Source organism: Citrobacter sp. S39 (assembly GCF_009495675.1).
GTDB lineage: Bacteria > Pseudomonadota > Gammaproteobacteria > Enterobacterales > Enterobacteriaceae > Citrobacter > Citrobacter freundii.
This window is the reverse complement of the sequence record NZ_CP045555.1, coordinates 2,959,709-2,974,748: the sequence shown is the minus strand read 5'-3', so window position 1 is coordinate 2,974,748 and position 15,040 is coordinate 2,959,709. Positions and strand designations below refer to the sequence as shown.

Sequence of the window (15,040 nt, the reverse complement as noted above, 5' to 3'; positions counted from 1 at the left end):
TCCCATCAGGCGGCACTGGCCGCGGTTTAACTGTCAGTCAAAATGTTTCCCAATTCGTATCTTGTTCAATGCTCTGGCGCGGATAGGATGCGCTCGGCGTTGCAGGTAATCGTGTATCGCGTGGTTTTGTCGAGGCCGGACGTGACGCAAGACGGAAAGTCGATACCGACTGCGTCAGGCGACTGGCCTGTTCTTCAAGAGCGGCCGCTGCGGCAGCCGACTCCTGTACCAAAGAGGCGTTCTGCTGCGTAACGCGATCCATTTCAGAGACCGCGAGCGCAACCTGATCAATCCCCCGGCTTTGCTCGTCGGAGGCCGAGGCAATCTCACCCATGATATCGGTCACCCGCGTCACGGCATTGACGATGTCGTTCATCGTTTCCCCAGCGCTTTCTACCAGTACAGAACCGGTATCAACCCGGGAAACGGAATCTTCAATCAATGCTTTAATCTCTTTCGCCGCCTGCGCACTGCGGCTTGCCAGATTACGCACTTCGCCCGCCACCACGGCAAAGCCGCGGCCTTGCTCACCGGCGCGGGCAGCTTCAACCGCCGCGTTCAGTGCGAGAATGTTGGTCTGAAAGGCAATGCCATCGATGACGCTAATGATGTCGGCAATTTTCTTCGAGCTATCGGCAATTTCGTGCATGGTGTTCACCACGCTATCAACCACTTTGCCGCCATGCTGCGCGGTGTCCGAGGCGCTTTTCGCCAGTTGCGAGGCCTGACGCGCATTGTCCGCGTTTTGCTTCACGGTTGCGGTCAGTTGTTCCATGCTGGCTGCAGTCTCTTCCAGCGCAGACGCCTGCTGTTCCGTACGAGATGAGAGGTCCGTGTTTCCGCTGGCAATTTCGCTGGTACCGGAATAAATCGCATCAGAGCCTTCACGCACCAGAGTGACGGTTTCCGTCAGCGAGCGCTGCATATGATCAACCGTACTGGCCAGCTCGCCGATTTCGTTACGGCCACTAACGGCGAGAGTTGCGGTCAGGTTACCGCTGGCGATTTCCCGAATATGGGCAATAACACGGGACAGAGGATTAAGCAGGGTATGACGGATGCCGTACCAGACCACCACCAGAATCAGCACCAGCACTACGGCCAGCACGCCAAGCTGCCATTGGGCGAAATGGTAATCCCGCGCGCTTTGATCAAATGCCTGAACGTAAAGCTTTTCGCTAACGCTGGCATACTTGCCCAGCGCCTCGCCGAGTGCGTTTTGCATTCCCTGCGTAGGCTGCGCAAAGTAGGCGTCCATATTGCCGCTTTCCAGAAACTGAACCAGTTCTGCCAATGCCGCATGGTACTGTTGATATTTTTCCTCAATGTTGCCGCTGGCTTCTGCCATTTCCGGCAACGGTGTGATGTTTTTAAATTTTGCGTAATGCGTTTCAGCCTGCGCCAGCGATGCTTTCGCATTCTTCAGCAGATCGTTTTTGGCGCTGCTTTGCTGGTTAGACGCATCCATCATCATGCGCGCAGAAGAACGGCTTAAATTGATTCGTGTTTGCAGCATCAGATCCCATGTTGAGGTGAGTTCACTTTGCTGCTGTCGAAGATCGTTAGAAATAACAAAACTTTGCTGATTCTGCTGCAATGAAGAAAACAACAGACCACCGGAAACAAGCTGTAGCAGTGCGAAAACCCCCAGCACCATCATCAGCATTGTGACAACGCGGATACGGTTAAACATAAGGCACCTTCCTGAAAACGAGTTATCAACGTTATCGGCAGTGGCTGAGATAACTTTACGTTTGCAAAAAGGAAATCCTGAAGGGATGTGAAGCCTGGCGAGGGGAAGGTAAAACAGGTGTGCAGCAACCACAAATTATTCACATAAAAACACCATAATTATCATGCAAATAACATTCATACTCATCAGTGAGCACGGCCAGATTGGCTGAAATACACTTTTTTGTGTGATTTGTATCACACATACGCATCGTAAATACCACAACAAAATGGATAAAAAATTAAAAAAAGTTGTATCCGTTTACGCTTTAATCCAATTTATATGATGAATACTTCGTTACCACTTAATAAGTATAAAAAATGAGTAACCGATCAATAAATGTTAAATCCTTACTGAGGGCTTTTTAGTGGCAAATGCAAACAAACTCACGTTGTTTATCGTGATCTTCATGCTGGCGGGGATCCTGTCGGGTGCGGTGATCCACTCTTATGCCTCCCCCGGCGTTGTGACCGCCTGGGCCGATAATATTACGCTTCTCACCGACATCTTTTTACGTCTGATTAAGATGGTGATTGCGCCTTTAGTATTCAGCACCCTGACCGTTGGTATTATGCGCCTGGGGGAAACGTCCACCATCGGTCGCGTGGGCGGCAAAGCGATGATCTGGTTTATCAGCTCTTCTGTATTGTCTATTCTGGTCGGTCTGTTTGTGGTTTCCCTTGAGCAACCCGGGAGCGGGTTAAACCTGGCGATCCCGCTGGAAGCCACCGATACCGGTCTGGCCGTAGGAGGCATGAGCCTGAAAGGTTTTCTGACACATACCATTCCAACCAGCATAGCCGAGGCAATGGCTAACAATGAGATCCTGCAAATCGTGGTGTTCTCAATGTTCTTCGGTATTGGTGGAGCATCGCTCGGAGAGAAATTTAACGCTCCGCTGGTTGCCGCGCTGGATGTGGTTTCCCACATTATGCTGAAAGTGACCGGCTACGTGATGTACGTCGCGCCGCTGGCAATTTTTGCTGCCATCTCTTCCGTAATCTCTACCCAGGGTCTGGGGATCCTGCTTAACTATGCATCGTTTATCGGCGGCTACTATGTGGCGATTTTGCTGACCTGCCTGGTTCTGTTGGCGGTGGGTTATGTCATGCTGAAAAAAGAGGTCTTTCGCCTGGTGAGCATGCTGAAAGACCCGGTTCTGGTCGCATTCACCACCAGCAGCTCTGAGGCCGCTTATCCAAAAACGCTTGAGCAATTAACTAAATTTGGCTGCTCACCCAACATCGTGTCATTCGTGCTGCCTATCGGTTATTCGTTTAACCTGGTCGGTTCCATGGTCTATTGTTCATTTGCCTCCATGTTTATCGCGCAGGCCTATAATATTCACCTCTCTTTCGCAGAAATCACCGTCCTGATGCTGACGCTGATGCTGGCGTCCAAAGGGATTGCCGGTGTGCCGCGTTCAGCGCTGGTGGTACTGGCTGCAACCATCCCGAGCTTTAATATTCCGGTTGCCGGGATCCTGTTACTGATGGGAATTGACCACTTCCTGGATATGGGACGTTCAGCAATCAACGTATTAGGTAATGGGATTGCAACGGCGATGCTGGCGCAGGATGAAGGTTTACTGGAAGAAGAACCTGAGCTGGTTGAGCGGGAAGCGTAAGAAGGAAATCGGCCGGATACGCTACGCTAATCCGGCCTACAACAGCAATCATTGTAGGCCGGATGAGTTATGGCGATTATGCGACGTGGGAAGCGGCAATATCCAGCAGCGCCATTTCTTCGCTGTTCAGCAGCTTCTCAATGTTGACCAGAATCAGCATCCGGTCACCCAGCGCACCCAATCCCGTCAAATATTCCGTCGACAGCGTGACCGCAAACTCCGGTGCCGGACGGATTTGATCCGTTGTCAGCGACAACACATCCGAAACGCCATCCACCACAATCCCAACCACCCGCTGACCCAGGTTCAGCACAATCACCACGGTGTTTTCGTTGTAATCCACATCGCTCTGGCTAAATTTCACGCGCAGGTCGACGATAGGCACAATCACACCACGCAGGTTCGTGACGCCTTTGATAAACGCAGGCGTGTTAGCGATGCGCGTCACCTGATCATAACCACGGATTTCCTGCACTTTCAGGATATCGATACCGTACTCTTCATCCCCCAGCGTAAACACGAGGAATTCCTGACCTGACGGTTCGCCGGCCAGTTTAGTTACATTACTCATACCGGTCATATTATTCCCTTCTCACTCAATCAGGCGGCTGTGATCGCCACACGTTGTTCGCGGTTTAATCCCTGCAATGCAGAGACATCGACAATCAGCGCGACGCTGCCGTCGCCGAGGATCGTTGCTGCAGAAATACCTGGTACTTTGCGGTAGTTGCTTTCCAGGTTTTTGACCACTACCTGGTGTTGGCCAATTAACTGATCGACCAGCAGCGCATAGCGACGCCCTGCACTTTGTAAAATAACCACAATGCCCTGAGTCGCTTCAGTTTTAGCACCTTCAACCTCAAAGACTTTCCACAACTCAACCAGCGGTAAATATTCGCCACGCACTTCCAGAACGCGTTCGCCTCCGGCCAACGGATGGAGATCTTCTTCGCGCGGTTGCAGCGATTCCATAACGGCATTTAGTGGCAGAATGAAGACCTCATCCGCCACACGCACGGACATCCCGTCGAGGATCGCCAGCGTCAGCGGCAGTAGAATGCGAATAGTGGTCCCCTGTCCCTGTTTGGACTGGATCTCAACATGGCCGCCCATCTCCTGGATATTTCGCTTCACCACATCCATACCCACGCCGCGTCCAGAGACATCCGTCACCTGTTCGGCGGTCGAAAAGCCTGGAGCGAAGATCAACATACCCACTTCGTCATCGCTCATATTTTCGTGGATCGGCATGCCCTGGGAGATAGCTTTGGCCAGGATACGTTCGCGGTTCAGGCCAGCGCCATCGTCGGTCACTTCAATACAAATATTCCCACCCTGGTGCTCCGCGGAAAGCGTCAGATTGCCGATTGGGCTTTTGCCGGATTCAAGGCGTTTTTCCGGCAGTTCGATACCATGGTCGAGGCTGTTACGCACCAGGTGCGTCAACGGATCGATGATGCGTTCAATCAGGCTCTTATCGAGTTCGGTTGAGCTACCTACCTGCGTCAGCTCGACCTGTTTACCCAGCTTACCGGCCAGATCGCGCACCAAACGAGGGAAACGACTGAACACATACTCCATTGGCATCATACGAATCGACATCACCGACTCTTGCAAATCGCGGGCGTTACGTTGTAACTGCCCCATGCTGGTGATGAGATCGCCATGATTGACGGGATCCAGTTCGTTAGATCGCTGGGCCAGCATCGACTGGGTGATCACCAACTCACCGACCAGGTTAATAAGCTGATCGACCTTCTCAACCGCTACGCGGATGCTGGTCGACTCGCTGGCGCGGGCTGGTTTTTCACGCTCCGCGCGCCCATGTGGCGCTTCACTGGCGGCGGCTTTCACCGCTGGCGCAACGGCAACCGGCTGCGGCTTCGCGACAACGGCTACCTCTTCAGTTTCAACAGTCGCGGGCGCTGCGCTGACGGTTTCGAATTCAATTTGGTCAGCTTCAATGACAAAGCAGAGTACTGCAATGATGTCATCTTCTGCGAGGTTGCCATCAAGCGTAGCTGACAGCGTGTCGCTTCCTTTTACCACATCGGTTAAGGTCGCCAGATTCCCCAGTTCCTCTTCCAGCAAATCCACTTCGCTGGCTTTCAGACGCGAGAGAGTAATGCGTTTTTTGCTCTCTTCACTGGCGAGTTCAGGCTTTGCAACCGCCTCTTCCTGCATCGCGGTGCTATCAACAACGCTCAGTTTTGCTGAGTTGACAACTGACGGTGCGGTTTCACCTTTCGCTTCGAGCGCTAACTGCCGTAACGCCTGGCAAATGTACTCAAAACTGTCGGCATCAGGCTCCACTGAGCTTTTATAGGCGTCGAGCTGTTCCTGCATAATATCTTTCGTTTCCAAAAACAGGTTGATAATGTCGGCATTGAGCTGCATCTCGCCACGCCGCGCTTCATCCAGCAGGTTTTCCATCAGATGGGTCGTTTCCTGCAAAATGGTAAAGCCGAAGGTGCCCGCCCCGCCTTTAATCGAGTGCGCTGCACGAAAAATGGCATTCAGCTGTTCGGAGTCCGGGGCTTCAGGAACCAAATCAAGAAGGTGTTGCTCCATATCAGCCAACAGTTCGTCAGCTTCATCAAAAAATGTCTGATAAAAATCGCTAATATCCATGCTCACGCTATCACCTCGGATTGGCTGGTGGCGATGTGGGAACGCTTACCGGCGGGAGTTCCGCTGGCCGTTGTAAGACACTTACCGGCTCATTCTGGCTTTCAGCGTTTTCATGCAAAATGGCCTCTTCTGCCTGCTTATTGAGAACCAGCAGGCTAATACGGCGGTTGATAGCGTCTTCAGGACCGCGATCGCTCAGACGCATCGTGGCGGCCATACCTACCACACGTAATACTTTTCCATCATCCAGACCGCCGCTAACCAGCTCGCGACGCGATGCATTTGCGCGATCGGCAGACAATTCCCAGTTGCTGTACCCTTTCTCACCATTCGCGTAAGGGTAATCATCCGTGTGACCGGAAAGGCTGATCCGGTTAGGGATCCCGTTGAGCACTGGTGCAATCGCGCGCAGGATATCGCGCATGTACGGCTCAACTTCAGCACTACCGGTCTTAAACATTGGACGATTCTGACTGTCGATAATCTGTATCCGCAGCCCTTCCTGAACTAAATCAATCTTTAAATGCGGACGCAGCGCTCGCAGTTTGGGATCGGATTCAATCAGTTGATCGAGATCGCCACGAAGTTTGCTCAAGCGGCTCTGTTCCATACGTTTTCTCAGGTCATCAATATTCGGCTGCTTGTTCACCTCACCCTGCTGCTGGGTGTAATCATCCCCGCCGCCTGGAATCGGGCTTTGGCTATTCGAAATACGATTTCCCCCGGTCACCGCAGTGGCCAGCGGTGTACGGAAATATTCGGCAATCTGGATCAATTCTTTAGGGCTGGAAATAGAAATGAGCCACATCACCAGAAAGAAGGCCATCATCGCGGTCATAAAATCGGCGTAGGCGATTTTCCACGAGCCATGCGCCCCACCACCGTGATTCTTATGTTTGCGTCGCTTTACAACGATAATGGGATGGGCCTGATTTTTCATGCGTCCTCGGTCGTCTGTTGCGCAGTTGGATTTCTCACCGCACGAACATGTTCTTCCAGTTCGATAAACGAAGGACGTTCGCTGGAGTACAGAGTCTTACGACCGAATTCAACGGCAATCGGCGGCGCGTAGCCATTCAGATTGGAGAGCAGCGTTATCTTCACGCACTGCATCATTTTGGTTGTTTCAGCGCTTTTCTGGCGCAGAACGCTGGCAAGCGGAGAAATAAATCCATAGGCCAGCAAAATACCGAGGAATGTTCCCACCATCGCATGCGCAATCAACGCCCCCAGCTCTGCTGCCGGGCGATCGGCAGAAGCCAGTGCATGCACAACACCCATAACGGCCGCGACGATCCCGAATGCCGGCAGTGAGTCGCCGACCATCGCCAGACTATTCGCCGGAACTTCGGCCTCACTCTCATGAGTCTCAATTTCTTCGTCCATCAGCGCTTCAATTTCAAACGTATTCATATTGCCGCTGATAATCAGGCGTAGATAATCGACAATAAAATCAAGCATTACGGCATCGGCAAGAATGCGCGGATAGCTAGCGAAGATTTCACTTTCTTTTGGGTTTTCGATGTCGCGCTCAAGCGAGAACATGCCCTGTTGACGTGACTTGGCCATCAGGCGATACAGGAGCGCCAGCAGATCCATATACATCGCTTTGGTGTATTTCGAACGACGGAAAAGCAGCGGGATCGCTTTCATCGTCCCTTTGATGGCTTTCCCGTTATTACCGACGATGAATGCCCCAATACCCGCGCCACCGATAATCACCAGCTCAGCCGGTTGATAGAGTGCCCCAAGGTGTCCGCCGGTCATCATGTAACCGCCGAAAACTGTACCAATAACAACCAGGTAACCTAATAAGATAAGCACGACATCATCCTTTCGCAATTGACTATGACAGGATGCGCAGTCGGGCGATTAACGTAAGGTCAGGACAAAAAAAAGCAGCGGTAATCGCTTACCGCTGCTGGAGTGTTCATCCACACCGTATCAGTTAAACAGCCTGTTCGATCTGTTCATCCAGCAGTTGTGGAATAATATCGGCAGCATTCTGGGAAAGTTTACGTCTTTTTACGGCCCTTGATGGCGGCTGGCATAAACTACAGGCAAAGCTGCCTGCGGGTTGGTGTGCATGGGTGATAAAATTCCCACCGCAGCAATTGCATTGGGACAACTCCAGCAATCCGCTGTCGACAAATCGCACCAGCGTCCACGCGCGAGTTAACGCCAGCAATGGCCCTTCTTCAGGCTGCGGACACTGCTCAAGATATAACCGATACGCCTTAATCACGGCATCCACGCCGCTACAGAGACCCGTTTTGAGCAGGAATTGCCATGCATTGCAAAACATCGACGCATGAATATTTTGTTCCCACGTCATAAACCAGTCGGTGGAAAACGGGAGCATCCCTTTTGGCGGAGGACTACCGCGTAATTCTTTGTACAGCTTGATTAATCGACCACGGCTTAATTGCGTTTCGCTTTCCAGCATTTGCAAACGGGCGCCCAATGTGATTAATTCCATTGCCAACTGGATATCACGCGCTTCCTGAACAATGCTTTTTTCGCTCATCATCAAGCCCTTTTCTTACGTGCTGCATCATCGATGTCGCTTAACAGGCGTGTTGAAAGCATGATACCAGTATGAATTTGCTGAAGATCGTCAACGCGGGAGTCTTGCGTCAGGCGAGTAACAGTCTGGTGATCGTCGAAACGGAAATGACATACCAGTTGGTTTGTTTCGGCCAGTTTGACCATTTGAGGAAGTGTTAATGTTGCCAACGTGTCCGCCATTTCCTCGCTGATACCAAGGCGAAACATCGCAGATGCTTTGTCCTGAACGATCAAACGCTGTGCAAGCAATAAATATGACAAATTGATGTCATAAATGTGTTTCAGCAACTCGGATGTATGCATTATTTGCATCCATAATAACCAACATTGTTTTCATGCGGTAAAACCGCACCCCGTGATGTCGCCGGGAAGGCCCGGTAAAAAAAAGCAAAAGGTCAAATACATAGCAGCGTAACGACACTTACGCGTCGTCTAAACAATCCCTTTTAAGAAGGCAGCGTCCCTTACAAGCTCACATCAATTCTTACAAATGTCTAAGATTTTTCCTAATTCGACGCAACTCTACCCGCCGTCAGTTACACATACAACGGAGCTATGCTGCGAATTTAAAGAATATGTGATCAAGATCACATAAACCAGCCAAACACTTAACATAAATCCATCAGCGTGGCTTTTACTTTGCTTATTTCTTAACCTTCCATTATCCATTTCGATTCCTGATGTACGAATATTCTTGCAATAAAAGCGAATAGTATTATGTTCACGACCGTTAATATCACGCCGTGAAATAGCGAGCTGGATCACATATTTAACTCAAAAATCTTTTTTAATTAAATTCTTTATAAACAATGACTTAAATATTTAGAGCGATTAATTAATACCGCGATGTGACGACCTTGCAAATGTTAATGTATGTTTATTTTTTATTAACACATTGTTTTCATTAGCCGTGGGTTTTACTTAAGTTACCTGAACATATCTGCAACCAATATGAATCGATTATTCTATTTATAAGAATAATTAATGAATAATCATGATGACATTCACACTATGAAGGAAGGAAACGTTGCAGTATGGAGTAAGCTGAGTAAAGCTGAAAAGCCCTCTCATAATTCTTGAAAAAAAGGAGCGAGTTATGAGCTATTCGCACATTCTTGTTGCTGTTGCCGCCACCCCTGAAAGTCAGCAGTTGTTAGACAAGGCGGTTTCTATCGCTCGACCTGTCAACGCCCGAATTAGCCTGATTACACTGGTCTCAGACCCCGAACTGTATAACCAGTTTGCTGCCCCCATGCTGGAAGACCTGCGTGAAGTCATGCAGGAAGAAACTCAGGATTTTATCGACAAACTTAGCAAAGAAGCAGAATACCCCATTGAGCATACCTTTATTACCTATGGGGCTCTGAATGAACATATCCTGGATGTATGCCGCAAATACGCCATTGACCTGGTCATTTACGGCAACCATAACCACAGTTTTTTTTCACGCGCTTCCTGTTCAGCGAAAAGCGTGATTCATACCAGCCAGGTGGACGTTCTTCTGGTTCCGCTAGCCGGAGATTAATACACAGAGCCAGGACTTCATGCGAGTTTAGAACAGGAAGAAATATTGTCTGGCAGTTGGCATTGACTCCGACGCGGCGTGACTGTTTTAAGATCACTAATGAACGTCGCCTGCCAGTTGTCGATATCGTTTTTAACGATAGTCTCAAGCATTTCAGCGTGGCGCGAGATGCGTTCGGTAAGTGGCATCGTCAGCGCCTGGTTTAATGCGCCTGCCACTTCATCCCGGTCATAAGGATTAACAATAAGCGCAGAGGTTAGCTCATTCGCCGCCCCGGCAAATTGCGATAAAACCAGCACGCCAGGGTTAGCAGGATCCTGTGCGGCCACAAACTCTTTCGCCACCAGGTTCATACCATCGCGCAACGGGGTCACCAATCCTACGTCAGAGTAGCGGAAGATCTTCATCAGCAATTTACGATCAAAATACTGGTTCAGATAGTAAAGCGGCGTCCAGCCCAGTTGCCCATATTTGCCGTTGATTCGCCCTGCTTCTGTTTCCAGTTGGTGGCGAATATCCTGATAGGCCTGCACCTCTTCACGCGAGGTCGGCGCTATCTGCGTATAGCGAATTTTACCGTGGTGCTGCGGATAATTTTCCAGTAAGGCCTCGTAGGCCTGAAAGCGCTCCGGCAAGCCTTTGGAGTAATCCAGACGCTCCACGGAGAAAATATTCTGCACATTTTTAAGCTCCGCTTTTAGCTGCGCCAGTTTTGGCGGCAGCGGCCCGGACGCCTGTCGTGCAATCTCATCAGGTTCGATACCGATGGGATAGACCTGAGTGCGAAACGCTTTTCCCCATGCCAGGTGCTGCTTATCTTTATGCGTGGACACCCGAGTCTGGGCTGCGAGACAGTCCAGAAAAGCCTGGCGATCGTTTTCGGTCTGGAAACCAAGCAAATCAAAATCACACATTTGCTCAAGTAGCGCCAGATGTGGAGGGAGCGCATTAAAAATTTCCGGCGTCGGAAAAGGAATATGCAGGAAAAAACCGATGCGGTTATTCACACCGCGCTTACGTAACTCGCAGGCAAACGGCAACAGATGGTAATCATGAATCCAGATGATGTCGTCATCGCCAAGCAGCGGCAGAAGTTTATCTACCAGTAAGGCATTAACCCGTTGGTAGCCTTCCCAGGCAGAGCGCTGAAACTGAACTAAATCCAGTCGATAGTGAAATGCGGGCCATAAAACCGCATTTGAAAACTGGCAGTAATACTCTTCGTAATCTTGCTCACTCAAATTAAACGAGGCCCAGGTGATATTGCCACGCGTGACTTTTTTTAACGGTTTATCCTCATTACCGGTATCACCACTCCAGCCAAACCACAGACCACCAGCAGCTTTTAACGCGCCCAGTACACCGACCGCGAGCCCACCCGCGCTCCCTTTGTCATCTGGTGAGGCGATACGATTAGATACTACGACTAAACGACTCATAGCCACCTCTTCTGTTATTCGTTGCTTTCGATTCTTGCTGCGAAGAGTTAATTTGCTCCAGCCAGCGCCAGACATCCCTGACGCCATCCAGACGCCATGTCGCCTGCGTCGGCCCGATCCCCACCTTCACGGAAATACCGCCAGCGCGGTTAACCACAGCAAATCCTGTTTCATCTGTCAGATCATCACCGAAAAACACAGGGATCCGGCCAGCAAAAGGCGCTTCCTGCATAAATGCAGCTATCGCGTCGCCTTTATTGCTGCCCTTAGGCTTTATTTCCACGACACATTTTCCGTGCTGCAGAGCAAGCTGCGGCCATCTGCGCGTGATGCGTTCAGCCAGGGTAATCAGCGCAGCTTCGTGTTCGGGTGCCTGGCGATAGTGCAACGCGAAAGCCATACCTTTGGTTTCCAGCGTCGTCCCCGGTAACGTCACTAACGCTGCGTGTAATAAAGCCCCAGCTTCACGCTCGATACCTTCAGGCAGGTGTACTATGTGCGTTTGACCATTGATGTCACGGCGTTCTGCCCCATGCACTCCGGCAAGCGGAAAACGAAACGGAGTAGTGAGTGCGTCAAGCTCAACCATTGAGCGCCCTGAAATCAATGCCAGCGCATCCGCATTATGCGTCGCTAACTGATGTAAACATTGCAGGATTGCCTTAGGGACAACGACCTGGTCGGGAAAGGGTTTAATCTCAGCAAGTGTCCCATCGAGATCAAAAAAGTAAGCACAGTTTACAGATTGTTCAGGGGGTAAGATCAGTGATGCTGTCACCCGGTTATCCTCCTCATCATAGTCAGAACGCCACGCGGATCGCGGCGTATAGATGATGTATGACGGATATAAGTATAGACAGTGTGACCATGCTCGCCATTTGGAAAAACAATCGCCAGCCGGGTAGCGGCTGGCGATGGGCAGAAGCTAGACTAAAAAGTTAGGGTTTAAATCATCAAACGGTACGCTTCGCTTTTTGCTTGTAACGGTCGAAGATCACCGCCGCCAGCAGGATGAGGCCACGTACCACATACTGCGCGAACGGAGAGATATTCAGCAGGTTCATCGCATTCTCAACCGTACCCAGGATTAACACCCCGGCCACCACATATGAGATTTTTCCGATGCCACCTTTAAGCGAAACGCCCCCTAACACGCAGGCTGAAATCACGATCAACTCATAACCGATTGAGGTCATTGGCTGGCCGCTGGTCATACGCGATGCGAGGATAATCCCGGCAATGGCGGATACCAGACCGGAAAGAATAAAGATAATAATCTTGGTACGAACAACAGGAACCCCTGCCAGGCGCGCCGCCTCTTCATTGCCCCCAATGGCCAGCGTATTACGACCAAACGTGGTTTTGTTCAGCAGTAAACCAAAGACAATGAAACAAACGACAGTGATCCAGATAGGCGCAGGCAGACCAAACCAGTTAGCATAACCGAGTGTAAAGAAACGCTCGTCTTCAATCCCGACAGCCTTACCGTCGGAGATAATATAAGCCAGACCACGTACAATCTGCATCGTCGCAAGAGTAGTGATCAGGGCGTTAATTTTTAACCGCGCAATCACGAACCCATTCACCAGGCCACACAGAATACCGAGCAGCAGTCCGGCAGCCACGCCAATCCACAAACTTTCAGTCATGTTAATGACTACGGCAGTGGTAACACCAGCACAAGCAATCACAGATGCGACAGACAGGTCGAAATCACCGGATGCCAGACAAAACAGCATCCCACACGCGACCATGCCCGACATCGATACTGCCAGTCCCAGTCCCTTCATATTGATGAAGGTGGCAAAGTTTGGCACAAACAGGGAACAAACGAGGAACAGCACGGCGAACACCACCAGCATACCGTATTGATCCCAAATGCGGCCCAGATTTAGCGCCGACTTCGCTGCGCCAGAACCCGATGTAGAAACGGAAGACATCATACTCTCCTTATTCAGGCTACAGCCTGGCTGACTTTAGGCATAGCAAGGCTCAACGCCTGGCGCTCATCCGCCTGTTCATGAAATAACTCACCGGCAATTTCGCCTTCTCTCATCACCACAATACGATCGGCGACACCGAGCACTTCTGGCAGGTCACTGGAAGCAAACAATACGGCCACACCGCGCGCTGCGAGGGCATAAATCACGTTGTAAATTTCATGCTTGGCGCCTACATCAATGCCGCGTGTAGGCTCATCCAACAAAATCACCTTCATCTCTTCCGATAACCAACGACCGAGGATAGCCTTCTGTTGATTACCGCCGGAGAGATTCATGATCAGTTGCTCTGCACCCGGTGTTTTGATGTTGAGTGAACGAATATGGTGATCGGCATTGGTCTCTTCCCAGCCGTTGTTGATCACGCATCCCCCCAGAACATGCTTACGTCGTGCACTAATGTTGATGTTGTTGCGCACTGAATGGACCGGAATGATCCCTTCGGCTTTGCGATCCTCCGGGCACAGCATCATCCCTGCTTCAATGGCATGGCTTGGTTTACGGATATCGATAGGCTGTTCATCAATAAATACCTGGCCCGCCGTGATACGCGTACCACCGAACAGTCCTTTCATTAATTCGCTACGTCCGGCCCCCACCAGGCCAAACAGCCCGACAATTTCACCGCTTCGCACGGATAAACTGATTGGTGTACGCACGCCCGGGGCTTTTACCTCATGCAACCGCAGACGCTCTGCGCCATACGGTCTGGATTTCCAGCCATAGATATCCCCGAGGTCGCGCCCGACCATCGCCTGCACCAGCGCGTCGTGATCGACCTGCTGCATATCCGTGAACGTTTTGACGTAATGACCATCCTTAAACACAGTGATGGCATCGCTGAGAGCAAAAATCTCCTCCATACGGTGCGAAACGTACAGAATGATGCGTCCTTCGTTGCGCAGCTCACGGATGACACGAAACAGATTCTCAATCTCACGTGCTGACAGGGAACTGGTCGGTTCATCAAACGCAATAATTTTGGCGTTTCGCGCCAGCGCTTTTGCAATCTCCACCATCTGCCACTGACCAATGGAGAGGTATTTCAATGGGGTATCGGGATCGATATCCATGCCCAGATGCTTCAGCTGGATTGCTGCTTCATAGTTCAGCAGCGAGCGGTTCACAATCCCGCCTTTGTGCGGTAACTGCCCTAAATAAATATTCTCGGCAACGGTCATTTCCGGGACGAGATGCAGTTCCTGATAAATAATGGCGACGCCGGCGCTGAGCGCGGCAGTGGTATCCGCGAAGGAAACTTCTTGTCCGCGGATCGTCAATGATCCCGTCGTTGGCGCATAGTTACCGCTGAGAATTTTTAAGAGTGTTGATTTCCCGGCGCCATTTTCGCCCATCAGCGCATGCACCTGTCCGGCATAGCAGTCGAAACTGATATCCGTCAGCGCCTTAACGCCGGGGAACGTTTTGCCAATGCCGCGAAATGAGAGATACGGGGTAGACTGTTGCATAACGTCTCCGTGAGTCAGATCTTTATGCCGGAGGGGGGCTTTGCCTCAT

Annotated in this window: 13 protein-coding genes; 2 read left to right on the top strand and 11 right to left on the bottom strand. The window is 50.8% G+C overall.

All coding sequences use genetic code 11. The annotated features are described in order from the left end of the window. Positions 1-37: 37 nt before the first annotated feature. Positions 38-1,693: a methyl-accepting chemotaxis protein II gene (gene tar, locus GFB57_RS14170; RefSeq protein ID WP_003034643.1), complete on the bottom strand. Its 1,656-nt coding sequence runs from the start codon at positions 1,691-1,693 to the stop codon at positions 38-40. Positions 1,694-2,099: 406 nt separating this feature from the next. Here tar and GFB57_RS14165 point away from each other — a divergent pair, with 406 nt between their 5' ends. Beyond that, entirely contained in the window at positions 2,100-3,359 is a 1,260-nt protein-coding gene (locus GFB57_RS14165) for a dicarboxylate/amino acid:cation symporter (protein WP_003034641.1), read from the top strand. 76 nt (positions 3,360-3,435) lie between these two features. On the opposite strand, the gene cheW is transcribed toward GFB57_RS14165, so the two are convergent. The 6 genes from cheW to flhD all read right to left on the bottom strand — a co-directional run bounded on the left by cheW (position 3,436) and on the right by flhD (position 8,861). After that, positions 3,436-3,939, bottom strand: a complete 504-nt coding sequence (cheW, locus tag GFB57_RS14160; protein ID WP_003034638.1) for a chemotaxis protein CheW — start codon at positions 3,937-3,939, stop codon at positions 3,436-3,438. 20 nt (positions 3,940-3,959) lie between these two features. Next, positions 3,960-5,996: a chemotaxis protein CheA gene (cheA, locus tag GFB57_RS14155; RefSeq protein ID WP_003034635.1), complete on the bottom strand. Its 2,037-nt coding sequence runs from the start codon at positions 5,994-5,996 to the stop codon at positions 3,960-3,962. Between the two features lie 4 nt (positions 5,997-6,000). Further along, positions 6,001-6,930, bottom strand: a complete 930-nt coding sequence (gene motB, locus GFB57_RS14150; RefSeq protein WP_003034631.1) for a flagellar motor protein MotB — start codon at positions 6,928-6,930, stop codon at positions 6,001-6,003. After that, positions 6,927-7,814: a flagellar motor stator protein MotA gene (gene motA / locus GFB57_RS14145; protein WP_003034628.1), complete on the bottom strand. Its 888-nt coding sequence runs from the start codon at positions 7,812-7,814 to the stop codon at positions 6,927-6,929. The genes motB and motA overlap by 4 nt, the downstream gene beginning before the upstream one ends. Positions 7,815-7,938: 124 nt before the next feature. Next, positions 7,939-8,523: a flagellar transcriptional regulator FlhC gene (gene flhC, locus GFB57_RS14140; protein ID WP_008785071.1), complete on the bottom strand. Its 585-nt coding sequence runs from the start codon at positions 8,521-8,523 to the stop codon at positions 7,939-7,941. Beyond that, positions 8,520-8,861 carry a flagellar transcriptional regulator FlhD gene (gene flhD / locus GFB57_RS14135; RefSeq protein WP_003034622.1) on the bottom strand — a complete coding sequence of 114 codons (342 nt, stop codon included), beginning with the start codon at positions 8,859-8,861 and terminating at the stop codon, positions 8,520-8,522. The genes flhC and flhD overlap by 4 nt, the downstream gene beginning before the upstream one ends. 793 nt (positions 8,862-9,654) lie before the next feature. Between flhD and uspC the strand changes: the two genes are divergently transcribed. Then, entirely contained in the window at positions 9,655-10,083 is a 429-nt protein-coding gene (gene uspC / locus GFB57_RS14130) for a universal stress protein UspC (RefSeq protein ID WP_003034619.1), read from the top strand. A 17-nt stretch (positions 10,084-10,100) separates the two neighbouring features. Here uspC and otsA read toward each other — a convergent pair whose 3' ends face one another. The 4 genes from otsA to araG form a co-directional block, all read right to left on the bottom strand. Next, positions 10,101-11,522, bottom strand: coding sequence for an alpha,alpha-trehalose-phosphate synthase (gene otsA / locus GFB57_RS14125; protein ID WP_003034612.1), 1,422 nt, complete (start codon positions 11,520-11,522; stop codon positions 10,101-10,103). After that, positions 11,497-12,300: a trehalose-phosphatase gene (otsB, locus tag GFB57_RS14120; RefSeq protein WP_003034610.1), complete on the bottom strand. Its 804-nt coding sequence runs from the start codon at positions 12,298-12,300 to the stop codon at positions 11,497-11,499. The genes otsA and otsB overlap by 26 nt, the downstream gene beginning before the upstream one ends. A 175-nt stretch (positions 12,301-12,475) precedes the next feature. After that, positions 12,476-13,462 (bottom strand): L-arabinose ABC transporter permease AraH, encoded by a 987-nt coding sequence (gene araH, locus GFB57_RS14115; RefSeq protein WP_003034609.1) that lies wholly within the window; start codon positions 13,460-13,462, stop codon positions 12,476-12,478. Positions 13,463-13,476: 14 nt separating this feature from the next. Next, positions 13,477-14,991 carry an arabinose ABC transporter ATP-binding protein AraG gene (gene araG / locus GFB57_RS14110; RefSeq protein WP_003034606.1) on the bottom strand — a complete coding sequence of 505 codons (1,515 nt, stop codon included), beginning with the start codon at positions 14,989-14,991 and terminating at the stop codon, positions 13,477-13,479. Between the last annotated feature and the right edge of the window lie 49 nt (positions 14,992-15,040).